This window comes from Nocardia macrotermitis, from assembly GCF_009604405.1.
In the GTDB taxonomy this organism is placed as follows: domain Bacteria; phylum Actinomycetota; class Actinomycetes; order Mycobacteriales; family Mycobacteriaceae; genus Nocardia; species Nocardia macrotermitis.
Map to the genome: position 1 here is coordinate 77,733 of NZ_WEGK01000023.1, position 16,878 is coordinate 94,610.

General features: G+C 68.4%; 15 protein-coding genes. 9 read left to right on the top strand and 6 right to left on the bottom strand.

From position 1 onward, the window contains the following. Positions 1 to 73 precede the first annotated feature (73 nt). Positions 74 to 514: an Rv0361 family membrane protein gene (locus NRB20_RS34220; RefSeq protein WP_153415553.1), complete on the bottom strand. Its 441-nt coding sequence runs from the start codon at positions 512 to 514 to the stop codon at positions 74 to 76. Positions 515 to 775: 261 nt separating this feature from the next. Between NRB20_RS34220 and NRB20_RS34225 the strand changes: the two genes are divergently transcribed. Together NRB20_RS34225 and NRB20_RS34230 are read left to right on the top strand one after the other, a co-directional pair. Continuing rightward, positions 776 to 2,194: an FAD-dependent oxidoreductase gene (locus NRB20_RS34225; RefSeq protein WP_153415554.1), complete on the top strand. Its 1,419-nt coding sequence runs from the start codon at positions 776 to 778 to the stop codon at positions 2,192 to 2,194. A gap of 216 nt (positions 2,195 to 2,410) precedes the next feature. Then, positions 2,411 to 3,238, top strand: a complete 828-nt coding sequence (locus NRB20_RS34230) for an amidohydrolase family protein (RefSeq protein WP_319945767.1) — start codon at positions 2,411 to 2,413, stop codon at positions 3,236 to 3,238. 283 nt (positions 3,239 to 3,521) lie between these two features. Here the strand turns inward: NRB20_RS34230 and NRB20_RS34235 are convergent, their stop codons facing one another. Next, the gene (locus NRB20_RS34235; RefSeq protein WP_153415556.1) at positions 3,522 to 4,481 is read right to left on the bottom strand and encodes a purine-nucleoside phosphorylase; all 960 of its coding nucleotides are present in this window, start codon (positions 4,479 to 4,481) and stop codon (positions 3,522 to 3,524) included. Positions 4,482 to 4,687: 206 nt separating this feature from the next. On the opposite strand from NRB20_RS34235, the gene NRB20_RS34240 reads away from it, so the two are divergent. The 4 genes from NRB20_RS34240 (at position 4,688) to NRB20_RS34255 (ending at position 10,410) form a co-directional block, all read left to right on the top strand. After that, positions 4,688 to 5,782 carry a CaiB/BaiF CoA transferase family protein gene (locus NRB20_RS34240; protein WP_319945768.1) on the top strand — a complete coding sequence of 365 codons (1,095 nt, stop codon included), beginning with the start codon at positions 4,688 to 4,690 and terminating at the stop codon, positions 5,780 to 5,782. A 197-nt stretch (positions 5,783 to 5,979) separates the two neighbouring features. Continuing rightward, a complete protein-coding gene (locus tag NRB20_RS34245; RefSeq protein ID WP_153415558.1) occupies positions 5,980 to 8,595 on the top strand; it encodes a helix-turn-helix transcriptional regulator in 2,616 nt (871 codons plus the stop codon). Positions 8,596 to 8,803: 208 nt separating this feature from the next. Beyond that, the gene (locus NRB20_RS34250) at positions 8,804 to 9,787 is read left to right on the top strand and encodes a hypothetical protein (RefSeq protein ID WP_319945769.1); all 984 of its coding nucleotides are present in this window, start codon (positions 8,804 to 8,806) and stop codon (positions 9,785 to 9,787) included. A 212-nt stretch (positions 9,788 to 9,999) separates the two neighbouring features. Next, complete coding sequence (locus NRB20_RS34255) at positions 10,000 to 10,410, top strand: hypothetical protein (protein ID WP_153415559.1); 411 nt, start codon at positions 10,000 to 10,002, stop codon at positions 10,408 to 10,410. Positions 10,411 to 10,563: 153 nt separating this feature from the next. Here the strand turns inward: NRB20_RS34255 and NRB20_RS34260 are convergent, their stop codons facing one another. Both NRB20_RS34260 and NRB20_RS34265 read right to left on the bottom strand, forming a co-directional pair. Next, positions 10,564 to 11,109 (bottom strand): methylated-DNA--[protein]-cysteine S-methyltransferase, encoded by a 546-nt coding sequence (locus NRB20_RS34260; protein WP_153415560.1) that lies wholly within the window; start codon positions 11,107 to 11,109, stop codon positions 10,564 to 10,566. A 52-nt stretch (positions 11,110 to 11,161) separates the two neighbouring features. Beyond that, entirely contained in the window at positions 11,162 to 11,458 is a 297-nt protein-coding gene (locus tag NRB20_RS34265) for a hypothetical protein (RefSeq protein ID WP_153415561.1), read from the bottom strand. A 62-nt stretch (positions 11,459 to 11,520) separates the two neighbouring features. Here NRB20_RS34265 and yczR point away from each other — a divergent pair, with 62 nt between their 5' ends. Further along, positions 11,521 to 13,008, top strand: a complete 1,488-nt coding sequence (gene yczR / locus NRB20_RS34270; protein ID WP_153415562.1) for a MocR-like transcription factor YczR — start codon at positions 11,521 to 11,523, stop codon at positions 13,006 to 13,008. A 303-nt stretch (positions 13,009 to 13,311) separates the two neighbouring features. Here the strand turns inward: yczR and NRB20_RS37775 are convergent, their stop codons facing one another. Both NRB20_RS37775 and NRB20_RS34275 read right to left on the bottom strand, forming a co-directional pair. Continuing rightward, on the bottom strand, positions 13,312 to 13,464 hold the full coding sequence (locus tag NRB20_RS37775; protein WP_194290106.1) for a hypothetical protein: 153 nt from the start codon (positions 13,462 to 13,464) through the stop codon (positions 13,312 to 13,314). A 98-nt stretch (positions 13,465 to 13,562) separates the two neighbouring features. Then, a complete protein-coding gene (locus NRB20_RS34275; protein ID WP_153415563.1) occupies positions 13,563 to 14,852 on the bottom strand; it encodes an adenylosuccinate synthase in 1,290 nt (429 codons plus the stop codon). A gap of 459 nt (positions 14,853 to 15,311) precedes the next feature. On the opposite strand from NRB20_RS34275, the gene NRB20_RS34280 reads away from it, so the two are divergent. Continuing rightward, positions 15,312 to 15,908, top strand: coding sequence for a hypothetical protein (locus tag NRB20_RS34280; RefSeq protein WP_227834140.1), 597 nt, complete (start codon positions 15,312 to 15,314; stop codon positions 15,906 to 15,908). Beyond that, positions 15,905 to 16,693 (top strand): site-2 protease family protein, encoded by a 789-nt coding sequence (locus tag NRB20_RS34285; protein ID WP_153415565.1) that lies wholly within the window; start codon positions 15,905 to 15,907, stop codon positions 16,691 to 16,693. The genes NRB20_RS34280 and NRB20_RS34285 overlap by 4 nt, the downstream gene beginning before the upstream one ends. The last annotated feature ends 185 nt before the right edge of the window (positions 16,694 to 16,878 follow it).

Below are 16,878 nucleotides of genomic sequence, written 5' to 3' on the forward strand. Positions count from 1 at the left end.
AACGAGTGCCCGACACGGGGCTCATCGGTGAGACTCAGGGGGCCGCGAACCCGCCGGAGCGGAGCGGAGGCCATCAGACACTGCAGACGAACCAGTCGTTGGCGGTTTGCCGCAGGTTCCACACCGATGTGCTCTCGCGGCCGTTCACCGAGCTGGTCACGGTGACTTTCGCGCGCTTGCCGTCGATGGTCGGATCTGTGGTGCGGACGATGACGACCTTCTTTCCGGCGGCGTCCGGACCCAGCGGGGAGTGCGCCGGATCGAATCCGGGGCATGCGGTGGCCGCGCGACGGGCGGTGTCGGTGCCGCTCTGGGCAGCGCCGAAATTCTGGATCGCGATGACCAGACGGTCGTAATTTGTGACATTCTTCTCAGCGGGTCGCAGCATCGCGGCAATCAGCACGCCGCCGATCACCAGCACCGCGATCACCGCGGCGGCGATGAAGGGCACCGGCGAGCGGACCGCCTCGCGCTGATCGATCGGGGTCGCGGCGGCGGTTTCCGGGTCACTCATCTCTCGATCATCCCTGGTAGGGCGTGAGGTCCCCGCGCGAACCCCGCATCGACCACCCGGACCGGCGGCAACAGCGATAGCAGTCACCGATAGAATCGCGGCGAGCCCCGGCCGCGGTCGGCGCGAACGGATCCCCGAGCGGCAACGACGCAGCATCGATCGGTAAGAAGGATCGGCCGGACCCACGTCAACTTAGCCTAAGCTAAGAACGACCGCTGAGAATATGACGACACAGATTTCGACCAAAGGGTGCGCAGAAGAATGACCGAAACCAGTGCAGAGTCGAAGGGCGAGGTGAGCCCCGCCGCTGACGCGCGCCCGCTTCGCATCGCGATCGTCGGCGCGGGACCGGCCGGAATCTACGCCGCCGACGCCCTGATGAAGTCCGACGCCGAGGTGAGCATCGACCTGTACGAGCGCATGCCCGCGCCGTTCGGCCTGATCCGCTACGGTGTCGCACCCGATCATCCGCGCATCAAGGGCATCGTCACCGCGCTGCACAAGGTGCTGGACAAGCCGCAGGTGCGGCTGCTGGGCAATATCGACTACGGCACCGACATCACCCTGGCCGATCTGCGCCGCTTCTACGACGCGGTGATCTTCTCCACCGGCGCGAATGCCGATCGCGCACTGGGTGTTCCGGGCATCGAACTGGACGGCAGCTACGGCGCGGCGGACTTCGTGTCCTGGTACGACGGGCATCCGGACGTGCCGCGCAGCTGGCCGCTGGAGGCCGAGAAGGTCGCCGTGCTCGGTGTGGGAAATGTCGCACTGGACGTCGCGCGGGTGCTGGCCAAGACCGGTGACGAACTGCTGCCGACCGAGATCCCGCCGAACGTGTACGAGGGGCTGAAGGCCAACAAGGCCCTCGAGGTGCACGTGTTCGGGCGACGCGGCCCCGCGCAGGCCAAGTTCACCCCGCTCGAGCTGCGCGAACTCGACCACTCGCCGAATATCGAGGTCATCGTCGACCCCGAGGACATCGACTACGACGAGGGTTCCGAGGCCGCGCGCCGCCACTCCAAGCAGGTCGACATGGTCTGCAACACCATCGAGCAGTGGGCCATCCGCGACGTCGGGCAGCGGCCGCACAAGCTGTTCCTGCACTTCTTCGAATCCCCCGCCGAACTCGTCGGCGCGGACGGCAGGGTCACCGGCCTGCGCACCGAGCGCACCCAGCTGGACGGCACCGGAAATGTCAAGGGCACCGGCGTCTTTCGCGATTGGGACGTGCAAGCGGTGTACCGCGCGGTGGGCTACCTGTCGCAGAACATCCCGCAGCTGCCGTTCGACGATCAGGCCGGAACCGTGCCCAACGAGGCCGGACGCGTACTGGCCGACGAGAACTCCGACGACGACGCCCGCTACGTCCCCGCGACGTACGTCACCGGCTGGATCAAGCGCGGCCCCGTCGGCCTGATCGGCCACACCAAGGGCGACGCCAACGAAACCATCGCCTGCCTGCTGGACGACGCCGCCGGCTTCACCCCCGCCCCCGAACCCGCCCTCGACGCGGTCACCGATTTCCTGGAGAGCCGCGGCATCCCCTTCACCACCTGGGCCGGTTGGTACCGCCTCGACGCCCACGAACGCGCCCTCGGCGAACCCCAGGGCCGCGAACGCGTCAAGGTCGTCGAACGCGAAGACATGCTCCGCGCCAGCGAGCCCGACAAAGCTTGAGTTTTGTTTCCCGCCTCCGCATAGCGGACGTACCTGCGGCGAAGCGTCTCTGTACGCCGGAACCGTCAGGCAAGTAACGTCACCTTCGAGGTTTTCGGCGCGGCTCGTCGTTCGGGTGCCGCTGCGATGCGACGAAGGAGCAAGCAGCGGTGCCCGAACGACGAGCCACATCTGCGCCGAAAACCCGCCGTAGCGAAGCGGAGGCAAGAAAATACAGTGTTCGACGCCCATGTCCATTTGATCGATCCGCGGTTTCCGCTGATCGAGAACGAAGGCTTCATCCCGCCGCCCTTCACTGTCGCCGATTATCGAAAGCGCATGTCGCGCTTCGATATCGACGGCGGTGCGGTGGTGAGCGGGTCGTTCCAGGGGACCGATCAGGGGTTTCTGCGGGCCGCGCTGGCCGAGCTCGGGGACAGCTGGGTCGGGGTCACCAATCTGCATCCGGAGATCTCCGATGCCGAGATCGTCGAGCTGAGCCGGGTCGGGGTGCGGGCGCTGCGGTTCAATCTGAAGCGGGCCGCAGGGGATATCGCCGAGCTGACCATGTTGGCGTTGCGGGTGTACGAGCTGGCGCGCTGGCATGTGGAGCTGTACATCGACGGGTCGATGCTGGGGTCGCTCGAGCCGGTGATCAGCAAGCTGCCGCTGCTGTCCATCGACCATATGGGCATGTCCGACGAGTGTCTGCCGTATCTGCTGAACCTCGTCGATCGCGGGGCGAAGGTGAAGGCGTCCGGGTTCGGGCGGGTGTCGATGGATGTGCGTACCGCGTTGCGCCGCATCCACACCGTCAATCCCGGCGCGCTGATGTTCGGCTCGGATCTGCCCGGGACACGCGCGGGCCGACCGTTCCGGGATACCGACGTCGAGGTCATCGGCGAGGTCATCGGGCCCGATGTGCATCTGGTGCTGGAAGACAACGCGCGGGCGTTCTACGGGCTGCCGATCAAGGCGAAGCCTGCCGAGGCCGCGCCGCCGACCCGGCCGCTTCCGGCGATCGGACAGCCGACACTTCGTCTGGGCCGCACCGATCTGCCTTAGCCGCAAGGGTTTTCCCGGCATCGGGCTGCCGTGACCGCGGCGGTCCGTCTCACTCGGACACGCTGTGCCGGTCGGGTCGAGCTGTCACTATTGCGCCGACACTCCCTGGTGCATCGCCGCGTTTCATCGCGTCGGCACGTCCTGGTACGGCGATCTCGCCCGTCACCTCGGGTTGCGCCTGATTCGACCGGTCAACCTCCGATTTCGCTCGGGCTGCCGCAGTCGTATGACGCCGCGTTGGTCGGATCTCTGTCCTGATTGCGCCAGTCCGCACCGAACCCGATCAGGTCAGATCGGGATGCTGAATCAGATAATTCGCCGCAGCCAGGCCGACTCGATAGGCGTTCTCCAACGAGATCGCGAAACCGGTATACGTGGCGTTCAACAGCGCGGTCACCGAACCACCCGCGGGCGGCTGATCGAAGTCACTGGCCGTCCGCAGGTCCGCGTACCGGTTCAACTTCCCCGCCCGAGCCAGCGCACCCGCGGTGGAGTTGTCCTCCATCTGCGTCGTGCAGTAGTGGGCCTTCCCGCCGGATTGCAGATCGACGATGTACGCGGCCTGCGCCGAGGACGCGGCCCCGGAGAAGAAGTTGTCGCCGGTGGCACTGTCACACACCGCGACGTACGGCTTGTCGCGTCCGGCCTGCGCCGGATACGCGTTGCGGATCGCGGCCAATCCGGGATCGTCGGCCAGCGCGACGTCCTTGGTGTTGCGGTACACCGCGTCCACGAGTTTGCCGTCCAGCTGATACGCCTGGGTCACCGGCTTGTCCGAATCACCCAGGGAGAGATAACCATTCGGCACGCTCGGATCGTCCTGCACGAGAATGTGATGCCCCAGATCCACGTCCACGACCCAGTTCGCCCACGCGGCGAACCCCAGCGTCCCGGCCGTGGGCGGCGTCCCGCCGATGCCCGCGGTGATGAAATATGCCTTGTCCAGGTTCAGTTCCGGGCTCGCGAGCATGGTCGAGACCGACAGCGCGGCGTTCACCTTGCCCTCCCCGGTCATCATCATGCAGAGTCCGGAATCGTTGCAGCGCACCGGAGTTCGAATACCGGACAGCGCGACCTCGTGGGTCCAGTGCTGCCGTTCGATCCAGGGCTTGGCCTCCGGGTCGAACATGGTGATGACCATGGCCCGCACCGTGATCGGCTGGTCGGAATGCGAGGCGCAACCCACCGCGGCGAGCGTGAGCGCGACTATCGATATCAGCGTGCCGAGCGTTCTGGTGACCACCGGGACTCCCCTCGTCGAACGAGCATCGAGACAACGGATCGCGCACTCACCGCGAGTGCGCGAATTACCAGTGCAACACGTGTTGAACCAGGCCGCGCGCCGAATGCCCACCACCCGCGTGACGCGCCCCACCCCCAGGTCTTATTGTCGGTATGTCAACACCGGCGGATCACGTCGGTGCGAGGAACGACGAACCGAGGTCATACGTGAGCACTTCATCCCCCGCACAGGGCCCACTCGCGGGCATCCGGGTTGTCGAACTGGCCGGTATCGGCCCCGGTCCGCACGCGGCGCTACTGCTGGCCGACCTGGGCGCGGACGTCGTGCGTGTACAGCGCCCCGGCATGCTGCCCGGATTCATGGAACGCCCGCAGTGGCGCGGCCGCACCATCGTCGAGGCCAACCTCAAGGACCCCGCCGACATCGAGAAGGTGCTCGGCCTGATCGAGAAGGCCGACGTGCTGCTCGAGGGCTTCCGCCCCGGCGTCACCGAACGCATGGGCCTGGGCCCGGACGTCACGCTCGAGCGCAACCCGCGCCTGATCTACGGCCGCATGACCGGCTGGGGCCAGTACGGCCCGATGGCCGACCGCGCCGGACACGACATCAACTACATCTCGCTGACCGGCGTCCTGCACGCCATCGGCCACAAGGGCGAACGCCCGGTGCCGCCGCTGAACATGGTCGGCGACTTCGGCGGCGGTTCGATGTTCCTGGTGTTCGGCGTGCTCGCCGCGCTGGTGGAACGGCAGAACTCCGGCAAGGGCCAGGTCATCGACGCCGCGATGGTCGACGGCGCACTGGCCCTGTCGCACATGATCTGGGGCATGAAGGGCGTGGGCCTGTGGTCCGACGAGCGCGGCTCCAACCTGCTCGACACCGGCATGGCCTTCTACGACACCTACGAGACCTCCGACGGTAAGTACATGGCCGTCGGCTGCATCGAACCGCAGTTCTACGCCGAATTCCTGCGGGGCCTCGAGATCGACCCCGAGGGCCTGCCCCAGCAGCTCGACCCGAACGGGCAGGACCAGCTGCGCAAGCTGTTCGCCGAGAAGTTCAAGACCCGCACCCGCGACGACTGGGCCGCGGTCTTCACCGGGACCGACGCCTGCTGCACCCCCGTGCTGACCATGACCGAGGCCGAACAGAACGAACACATCGTCGCGCGCACCGGCCTGGTCGAGATCGACGGCGTCGTCCAGCACGCGCCCGCGCCGCGCTTCTCCCGCACCCAGGGCGGCGTGCCGACCCCGCCGCCGTCCGAGGGCACCCCGATCGACCAGGTCTGGGCCAGCTGATCCACCGGGCTTGATCCATCGGCGCGGGCGAACCGAATTCGTTTCCCGGCGAGGGCGTCCGGACCGGACATCCTCGCCGGGGAACCTCGTGCGAGATCCCCGCTGAACTCGTAACATGTGAACAAGGTTCGATCCGCTTGCCGCCGTACGGGGTTCACCCTCCACGCGCGGAATCATGAGGCACTAGAGTAAGTTCCATGGCTCGGAACTGGCCGATGATCGAGCGCGGCAGCGAACTGGACGTGCTGCGCGCCGCCCTCACCGGCACCGAATTCGTCGGGGCGGTGCTCTTCGGCGATGCGGGGGTCGGCAAGACCACCCTGGCCAGGCAGGCCGCCACCTCGCTCGGTGGCAATATCCGCTGGGTCGCGGGCACCGAATCCGCGCGCAGCATTCCGCTCGGCGTCTTCGCGCACATGGTCGGGGTGTACACCGCGCACGATCCGGTGACGTTCATGGCCGCGGCGCGCGAGGCGCTGCTGGCCGACGGGCACACCATCATCGGCGTCGACGACGCGCATCTGCTCGATCAACTCTCCGCGACGTTGCTGTTGCAGCTGGCCATCGACAAGGCCGCGCGCATCGTGTGCACCGTCCGCAGCGGCGTCACCGTGCCCGACGCGGTCACCTCGCTGTGGAAGGACGGGCATCTGCTGCGGATCGACCTGTCCCCCTTCACCGAACGCCAGAGCGTCGAGCTGGTGGAGTCCATGCTCGGCGGGCAGCTCGAGGGTTTCACCGCGAACCTGATGTGGGAGTCCTCGGGCGGCAACGCACTGTTCCTGCGGCATCTGGTCGAGGGCGCGCTGGAGGCGGGCACGCTGCGGCAGGTCAACGGGGTGTGGCAGTTGCGCGGGCGCGCGGCGGTCACCTCGGAACTGGCCGCGCTGCTGGAGGATCGGGTCGAGCAGCTGCCCGACGAGGTGCTGCGGGTGCTGGAACTGCTGACCTTCTGCGAGCCGATCGACCTGGACGTGATGGCCGAGCTGACCGGCGAGGAGGCGGTGGAGAACGCCGAATCGCGCGGGGTGATCCGGATCGTCGAGAACGGGCATCAGCTGCTGGTGCGGTACAACCATCCGCTGTTCGGGGAGGTCATCCGGCGGCGGCTGGGGATCGCGTCGGCGCGGCGATTACGCGGCCGGTTGTATTCGTCGCTGAAGGAGCGTCCGGTCAAATCGGCGTCCGATCGCATCCGGTTGGCCGAATTGGCTTTGGACAGTGACCGTTCCGCGGATCTGGAACTGTTCGAGGCCGCCGCCGAGGATGCCATCGGCCTGGCCAACATTCCGCTCGGTGAGCGGTTCGCGCGCGCGGCGGTGGAACGTCGCGGCGGGGTCGAGGCGGCGGATCTGCTCGCCCGCGCGCTGCTGTGGCAGGGGCATCGGATCGAGGCCGAACGCACGCTGGCCAGTTTCGACGCAGATCAACTCGACGAGGTGCAGCTCGCGCGCTGGGGTAGTACGCGGGTGGCGAATCTGTTGTGGGCCATGGGCGATGCCGATCGCGCCGACGAGGTGCTGGCGCTGGTGCGCGGCAAGGTGCGGCATCCCAAGATCCAATTGACGTTGCAGGGCTTGGCTTCCGCGTGCGCGGTGAACGAAAACCGTTTGCAGGACGCGTTTCTCGACGCGGAGGGGGTCATGTCGACGCCGCGCGCACCCGCCTGGGCGGTGTGGTGGTCGGCGTTCGGCGGCGGGTTGTCGCTGGCGTTGATGGGGCGCGGCGACGCGGCGCGGGCCTATGCCGCGCGCGGGCACGAGGTGGAGTCGGAGATCGATGGGCTGAACCGGTTCATGTCCACCCACGCCGAGGTGCTCGCGCTCACCTTGACCGGTGATCTGCCCAGCGCACGACTTTGTGCCACAGCGTATTTCGGCTATTCCGCGCCCGGGCAGTATCTGGCCTGGGGGCTGTCGAAGATCTTGCAGGGCACCGTGGACGTCGCGCAGGGCCGGTTCCTGGACGGTGTGGAGAATCTGGAACAGGCGTTGGCCGCGTTGACCGCCGAGGGGGCCGCGGCGTGGATGTTCCCTGCGAGAATCCGTCTGGCGGAAGCGTATTCGGCGTTGGGGCGGGCCGGTGAGGCCGCCGACAGCATCGCCGAGGCGATCGCGCGGGGCGGGCGGCACAGCGCGGTGTACGAGCCGCAGCTGGAGATCGCGCGGGCCTGGCAGGCGGCCGCCGAGGGCACGGTGACGCCCGCGGTGCGGCTGGCGATCGGTGCGGCCGATTCCGCGGCGCGGTCGAATCAGCACGCGATCGAGGCGATGGCGTTGCACACCGCGGCGCGGTTCGGCGATACCAGCGTCGCGGGGCGGCTGGCGGATCTGGCGGCGCGGATCGACGGGCGGATGGTGCAGGTGCAGGCCCGGCACGCGGTCGCGGTCGCCTCGCACGACGGACCCGGATTGGACGCTGCCGCAACGGAATTCGAGGAGATCGGCGCGTTGCTGTCGGCGGCCGACGCCGCCGCGCAGGCCGCGTCGGCACACGAGCGTTCCGGGGATCGGCGGCGGCTGCTGGAGTCGGCCGCGACGGCGAACCGGCTCGCGGCGGCCTGCGGCGGTGCGGGCACCCCGGCGCTGCGGCAGTCCGCGCAGCCGTTGCCGCTGACCGCGCGCGAGCGGGAGATCGCGAATCTGGTCGCGGCCGGGCTCAGCAATCGGCAGATCGCGGATCGGCTCACGGTGTCGGTGCGGACCGTCGAGGGGCATCTGTACCGGGCCTGCATCAAGTTGGATGTGACCGACCGGGAGGCTCTCGCCGATCTGATGCGCGGTGAGCCACCCAGCGGCAAACAGCGCAATTAACTGTTCGCACCACAAACACCACCTAATAGGTGGATTTTCTCGGGGAATGGCCCGATTTCGTGTGCGGCTGTTCACATCGATTTGCCATCGTTAGTTATTGAACAGTTATCATCGCCGGACGTGCGGCGCCGCAGGTAGCCGCCGGATCCGAGCCCGATTCCGGGGGATCCGTCACATATCCGAGATTTCCGAAGGTGGTGTGTTCGACGTGGCTCGTCGTTTCGCGGTGAATTCCGGTGCGCGGCGGCGCGCGCTCGTCCTGGGGGCGATTCCGTTGGCGCTGGCGGTGGGGTGTTCGTCGGGTGGGCAGGTGAGCAGTGCGCCGAATTCGGCTCCGGCGGCCGGGCCCGCGGCGTCGAGTGGGCCGTCCACTCCCGAGCTGCCGGGCACCGCGACGCCGCCACCCGCCGGTGTGCCCGAGGAACTGCGGAATCCGGCCACGAGCAGTCCGTCGCAGCCCGGCGTGATCAGCCTCGGGGCGTCGAACACGCCGACCGGGCCGGTGCAGCCCGGCGTCACCGCGGTTCCCGCACCCGTTCCGCTGCCCGCCCTGATCGGTCCCGTGGCGCCCCGATACGTGGTGCCGCCGGACTTCCGCCCGATCCCCGACACCGGGGCGGCCCCGGCGATCGAACTCGATCATCTGCACGCGCCGACCCCCGTGGCCCCGGTCGCGCCGATCGCGCCGCCGCCGCGCACCCTGCGGCTGGGCGCGTTCAGCACCCCGGTGCCGGACGACGTGCCCGATACCGTGCTGAACCCCGCGAACACCGCCGCCGCCGATACCGAGGCGGCCATCGCGACGGGTCTGAACTCGGTCGGCATCAACGCCAGTCGCTCGGACAAGATCGCCGGTCTGACCATCGCCGGAGCCGCCGGCGGCGCGGCCCTGGGCGCGACCGCCCTCGGCGTGCCCGGCGCGGTCGTCGGCGCGATCCCCGGCGCGGTCATCGGCACCGGCATCGGCGCTGTCGCGGGCGGCCTGATCGGCGGCGTCGCCGGAACCGCGGCCCCCGGCGTCGGCAATGCCGCCGGTGCCACCGCCGGTGCGGTCATCGGCGCGGGTGTCGGCGCGGCCGCGGGGGCGGCCGCCGGTGCCGCCGTCGTCGGCATCCCCGCCGCGGTGGTCGGCGGCGTCGCGGGCGGAATCGTCGGCGGCGCAATCGGATCCGCCTTCGGCGCGGCAGTCTGATCGCAAGCTGTTTCACGCGCTGTTCGAAGGCGCACATGAGACACATCCGGACAGGGTGTGTCCATGTGCGGACAAACGGAATGTACAGGGCCACAACGCTGATGCGGGTCGGCGGCGAGGGTATGGCTCCTGGGCGGATCGCGGATTACGATGCTGCTCGGGCGACTCGACGGCGTGTCACCCTTTCAGCAGGTCATCGTGAAGGTGGAGTCGTGGCTCGTCGTCGCAAGGTATCGCCCGGTCTCGCGGCCGGATTGGCCGCACTCGCCAGTGCCGTCGTGGTGATGGGGGCCGGTATCGCACTGGCCGACCCCGCGTCGGTGCAACCCGGCGTCACCGCCGTCACCCCGACGACCCAGCACCCGCCCGCCAACGACCAACCGGCCCAACTACACCCGGCCGCCCCCCAGAACGATTCCCCCGCACCCCGCCGCCACTACACCCCCAAACCCTCCAAAACCCCCGCCGCACCCCCACCCCACGAGGTCCACGTCGGCGACCTGACCGCCCCGGTCCCCAGCATCGTCCCCGACGCAGTGGTGGACGGCGTCAACCGCACCAACCAGGACCTCGAGAACCTCATCAAACCCACCCCGACTCCCACCCCTCAACCGCACCGGTAACCCGCTTCCAGCAACCGACGGCCACGGCGAAGGCAGGCCGTGGCAGAAGTCGTGATCACCAGTGACAAGCATGTGATTCATTCCGACATTCGGCATGTCGGCGCTGGCCGAGCTTCTCGGCATGACGATCGAAATACCTTGCGGGACAATCGTTCAGAAGAGGGTGGGTTCGCCGAAGCCGGGGGTGCGTTCTATTTCCAGGAGGTGGGATTTGGTGGTGGCGCCGCCGGGGGCGGAGAAGCCGTGGAGGGCGTGGTCGGCGGCGAGGACTCGGTGGCAGGGGATTATCAGGGGGATGGCGTTCTGGCCCAGGGCCTGGCCTACGGCCTGGGCTGCGCCGGGGGTGCCTATGCGTTGGGCGACCTGGCCGTAGGTGAGGGTGTGGCCGGGGTCGATGGCCCTGGTGACGGCGTAGACCGCGCGGTGGAAATCGGGGAGGTCGGTGTGGTCGAGGCGGATCCAGCGCAGGTCGTCCAGAGCGCCGTCGAGATGGGCGCGGGTGGCGGTGATGACCTCGGACGCGGCGGTATCCGGTTCGGACTCGCGGGCGCCGCCGTGCAGCATGCGGGTGCGGGTGGCCGCGACGGTGGCCTCGGGCAGGTGGAAGCGCAGCACGCCGATGTCTGTCCAGACGAGGGCGCACACACCTATCGCGGTGTCGAAGAGCGCTGCCGAGGGCGAGCTGTCCGAGGCGGGCATGAGGTCAGTCTGCCCGATACCACCGACAAGTTCCGGCTTGCCAGTCCAGTTGTCAGAACTGGACTGCCCGATGGAAGACGCGACGACGACCGGTGACAGCGGGTTCCGCGACGGACGACTCCGCGACCGCCGCGGACCGCGCACCGGACTCCCGAAACGACTCGGCCGCAACGAGATCCGCGTATTGCCGCTGATCATCCCGGAACGACGCCGACCAGTCCGCCATCGGCGCATGCGGCCGATAACGCTCCAGCAGTCCGGCGGCCCGCTCCCCTTCACGAGGCGCGAACAGATACACGATCACCGCGAACGCCGCGACGACCAGCACAGAGGCGATAAAAGTGACCATATGAGCAATGGTCCGCCCAGCTGGACTTGAATCAAATATCCAGAAGCCCGATACTGGACTGTATGGCAATTCGTGTGATCAGCGCCGCCACCCTCACCCGCGATCTGGGCCGCTGGCGGCACGACGAGAACGGCGACAAACGCGCGGCCCGTCCGGCGTATCTCGCTCTCGCGGAAAGCATTCGGCTGCTGATCCACGACGGCCGGGCCCCGCTCGGCGTTGCCCTGCCCAGTGAGCGGGATCTCGCCACCACCCTGAGCGTGAGTCGCACCACGGTCACCTCCGCCTACGCCCTGCTGCGCGAGCACGGCTACCTGATCAGCCGCCAGGGTTCGCGCAGTACGGTCGCCCTGCCGCCGAGCGTCGCGCACGACGGCGCGAAACCCGCCCGCAGCATCCTGGCCCTGATGTCCCCGAACCAGGTGCCCACCATCGATCTGACCTACGCCGCGATGTCTGCGCCCCCGGAGATGAACGAGGCGTATTCCACCGCGCTGCAAGGCATTCCGCTCTACCTCGGCACGCACGGCATGGACCCGGTCGGCGTCCCGCCGCTGCGCGAGGCCCTGGCCCGCCGCTACACCGAACGCGGCCTGCCCACCGAACCCGATCAGATCCTGGTCACCCTCGGCGCCCAGCACGGCCTGCGCCTGCTGCTGAACGTGCTCACCGCCCCCGCCGAACGCGTGCTGATCGATCACCCGACCTACCCCAACGCGATCGAGGCGATCCGCGACGTCGGCGCGCGCCCGGTCCCGGTCCCGCTGCTGCCCGAGCACCCCGAGGCCGGTTGGGATCTGGACGGAATCCGCAGTGCCGCAAGGCAAACCGCCGCCAGCGCGGCCTACCTGCTACCCGACTTCAACAACCCCACCGGCCTGCTGATGAGCGAACGCGACCGCGCCGAACTCGCCGCCATCGCCCGCGACACCCGGATGACGGTGATCGTCGACGAATCCATGGTCGATCTCCAGCTCGACGGCGAAAACCCGCCTCCCGCAGCGGCATTCGCCCGCGGTTCGGAGATCGTGACGATCGGTTCGGCGTCGAAGTCGTTCTGGGGCGGCCTGCGCGTGGGCTGGATCCGCGCCACCCCGACGCTGATCACCAAACTGCTCGGCATCCGTTCGACGGTCGATCTGGGCACCCCCGTGATGGATCAGCTCGCCACCGTCCACCTGCTCGAGCACGCCGATCCCATCCTCGAACACCGCCGCGACCAGCTCCGCAGCCGCCGCGCCACCCTGCTGGACGCGCTGGCCGAGGAACTCCCCGACTGGCACGCGGTCACCGGCGCCGGCGGCATGTCGCTGTGGGTCCAACTACCCACCCCGGTCTCCTCCGCCCTGGCCGCGGTCGCCCCCAACCACGGTGTCCTGCTCGCCGCCGGCCCCCGCTTCGGCGTCCAGGGCGCCTTCGAACGCTTCCTCCGAATCCCTTTCACCCGAAACGAATCCGACCTCCGCCTCGCGGTGAAATCCCTCGCCGACGCCTACGCCACCCTCACCCCGCACGCCGCCGAACCCTTGGCCCCCATAACCTACTACTGACCGCGAGCGACACTGTCCCGCAAATGCTTCCACGACCACACCGATAACCCGGCGCGCCTACCGGAAGCGCAGCCCGACAATCACACCCACGCACGAGAAGTCGACTCAAGAGCAACGACTGCTATCGACCACACGAGACACACTGTTCCGCAAGCACTTCGGCATCAGCTCGCGCGAATCCAGACATCGCATCGTACTTCCTGCCCGAAACCCGTGCCCCGCAACCACTCCCGGTCGGCAACAACGAAAAACCGCACACCGCCCGATATTTCGGGCACTGTGCGGTTCGACGTACGGGACCGTTCAGGACTCGCCGTTCGAGTCCTCTTCCGCGGGCTCGGGCGCGGCATGATCGGGCACACCGGGCGTGGGGTCCCGGGTCAGGTCGATCAGGGGGTGACGCTGCGCGCCCTCGGGGGCCGCGTGCCGCCCGTGGCTCTGCTGCTCCTGGCTCATGGTGTGCTCTCCCTCCAGTTTTCGGACATCAGCACCTTATCCCGGGCGATTCCGGATAGGCGGAGCGCCCAATCGTCATAGCCCGGAATGTCCCCGGACTAGCCCAGGATGTCGTGCCGCACGATCGTCTCATCGCGCCCCGGGCCCACTCCGATGCACGAGATCCGTGCCCCCGACAACTCCTCGAGCCGCTCGACGTAGGCGCGCGCGTTGGCGGGCAGATCCTCGAAGGTGCGCGCGTGCGAGATGTCCTCCCACCAGCCGGGCATCTGCTCGTAGATCGGCTTGGCGTGGTGGAATTCGGTCTGCGTGGTCGGCATCTGCTCGACGCGCTCGCCGTCGATCTCGTACGCGACGCAGATCGGCACCTGATCCAGACTGGACAGCACGTCGAGTTTGGTGAGGAAGTAGTCGGTGATGCCGTTGACCCGGGTCGCGTAACGCCCGATCACCGCGTCGAACCAGCCGGTGCGCCGGGCGCGTCCGGTGGTCACGCCGACCTCGCCGCCGGTCTTGGCCAGATACTCACCGGACTGGTCGAACAGCTCGGTCGGGAACGGCCCCGAGCCCACGCGCGTGGTGTACGCCTTGAGAATGCCCAGCACCGTGGTGATCTTGTTGGGCCCGATGCCCGAACCGACCGCCGCACCGCCCGCGGTCGGATTCGACGAGGTCACGTACGGATACGTGCCGTGATCGACGTCCAGCAGCGTGCCCTGCGACCCCTCCAGCAGCACGGTCTGCCCGCCCTCGAGCGCCTCGTTCAGCAGCAGCCGGGTATCGCTGATCCGATGCCTGAACCCCTCGGCCTGCCCCAGCACCTCCTCGACCACCTGCTGCGGATCCAGCGCGCGGCGGTTGTAGATCTTCACCAGCACCTGGTTCTTGAATTCCAGGGCGGCCTCGACCTTCTGGGTGAGGATCTTCTCGTCCAGCACGTCGGCCACCCGCACGCCCACGCGCGCGACCTTGTCCTGGTAGCACGGGCCGATGCCGCGGCCGGTGGTGCCGATCTTCTTGTTCCCCAGGAAACGTTCGGTGACCTTATCGATCGCCACGTGGTACGGCATGATCAGGTGCGCGTCGGCCGAGAGCAGCAGGCGGGAGGTGTCCACGCCGCGCTTCTCGATTCCGGCGAGTTCGTCCAGCAGCACGCCCGGGTCGACGACGACGCCGTTGCCGATGACGTTGGTGACGCCCGGAGTCAGGATTCCCGACGGGATCAGGTGCAACGCGAAGTTGTCCCCGTTGGGCAGCACCACGGTGTGACCGGCGTTGTTGCCGCCCTGGTACCGCACCACCCAGTCGACCCGCCCACCCAGCAGGTCGGTGGCTTTGCCCTTACCCTCGTCGCCCCATTGGGCACCGATCAGGACGATTGCCGGCATGTGGAGTCTCCTACGGTTTCGACGCGCAGCCCAACGCTGCATCTCCATCGGGCGGCGTGAGCAGGCCCTCCGTAGTTACGCTCCGGGCCCGACGAACACATCGCCAGAAGCTACCTGCCGTTTGTCGAGGCGGTTGCCGGGAGGACAGTCTAATGGATGGGCGTTCGATCGCTCCGCACGCGCGGCGCCGACCGACCAGCACAGCAGACGCCGGCCGCCCGATACACCGGACGCCGACCGCCCGGACATAGGACGCCGCCCCTTCCCGGAGCGCGACGCCGACTGGCGCACCGGACACCGACCGGGACTATCGTTGCTCGGGAGGCGGGCTTCGGTGGTTCGCCCGAGCGCAACGAGGTCGAACATGATGTCGGTTCCGAGGAGGGTGTTCCGCAGTTGAGTACCCACGTTCTCCGCTGCAACGGCGCACCTGTTCCGATTGCGCTCGCATCCCTCCCGATGACGCAGACCGCGGCGATTCCCGATCCGGCGCGCATCGATGAACTGCTGCCGGTGCTGGCCGCGGACAGTCTGCCCCGGCTGATCGTGCTGGGCGAGGACGCCGGTCTGGCCGCGGTGCTGACCCATCTGCTGCGCACCGAACGGCTGCACGTGGAGATCGGCTACGTGCCGGTGGACCGCACCTACGGTTCGCGCGCCTATCAGACCGGCTCCGGTTCCGCGGCGGCCGAGCGGGCGCTCGAGGGTAGACCGCAGGAGACGCCGCTGATCCGCGACGACACCGGCAAGGTGTTGGTCGGCCGCGCCACCGTGACCGGACCGGACGGAGCCCGGCTGGAGGGCGAAGCGTACGCCGACGAGGTGCCGTTGTTCTCGGGATCCGTTGCGGCACTGAATATCTCACCGACCCTGGAGATGCCGGGCGCCCGCGCGACGGCGGTCCGCAGATTCCGTCGACGCCGCTGGGTGGCCGGACGCGCGATCCAGCTCGGCACCCCGGGCGCGGTGGTGACCCGCGACGGCATCGCCGACGACCGGACCGTGCCGCGGGCGAGTTTCTACCGGCACGACGAGCCCTGGCTGCTGGTCCGATGAGCCGCCCGTTCGACACCCGGCGCGCGGCCGGGGCGGTCCGGCCGAGCCCGGTCTTCCTGCTGATCGTGCTGCTCACCGTCGTCGGCGGCGTGGTGGCGTGGGAGGCCGAGCTGACCTCCTGGCAGGCGAAACTCGGCGTCTTCGTGTTCGTGGTGGCGGGCTGGATCGTGAGCCTGTCGCTGCACGAGTTCGGGCACGCGTATTCGGCCTGGCGGGCGGGTGATCGCGAGGTGGAGCTGCGCGGATATCTGACCCTCAATCCGCTGAAATACGCGCATCCGATGCTCTCGATCGGGCTGCCGATGCTGTTCATCGCGCTGGGCGGGTTCGCGCTGCCGGGCGGCGCGGTCTACGTGCACGCGCACAATTTCTCGCCGCGGGTGCAGCGGACGATCAGCGCGGCCGGTCCGGCGGTGAATCTGGGGTGCGCGGTGCTGCTGCTGGCGGTGGTGCGGTTCGCCGGGTCCGAGCGGGAGCATCCGGCGTTCTGGTTCGGCATGAGTTTCCTGGCGTTCCTGCAGATCACCGCGACCGTGTTGAATCTGCTGCCGATTCCGGGGACCGACGGGTACGGGATCCTGGAGCCGTCGCTGAGTTATCGGACGCGGCGGTCGATGGAGCAGTTCAAGGCGTACGGGCTGCTGTTGTTGCTGGCGATTCTGTGGGTGCCCGCGTTGAACCGGGTGTTCTTCACCGTCGTGAACCATCTGTTCGAACTCTCGGGCGTGTCGTCGGATTGGGCCGCATACGGGAGTTATCTGACGCGCTTCTGGAATTCCTTCTGAGACAACGCTTTTCCCCGTGAAATGGGGTGGGCCGCCCGATCCGGTTCATCGGGCGGCCCGTCTTCGTACGGGCGGTCGCGCAGTCCACCCCCTCGACCGGCGGCACCTCCGGATGGTTGTTCGCGACGTCCTCCCCGGGTCGCACCCACCGACGTGCCCACCCCGTCGCTCCGGCCGCGGGACGC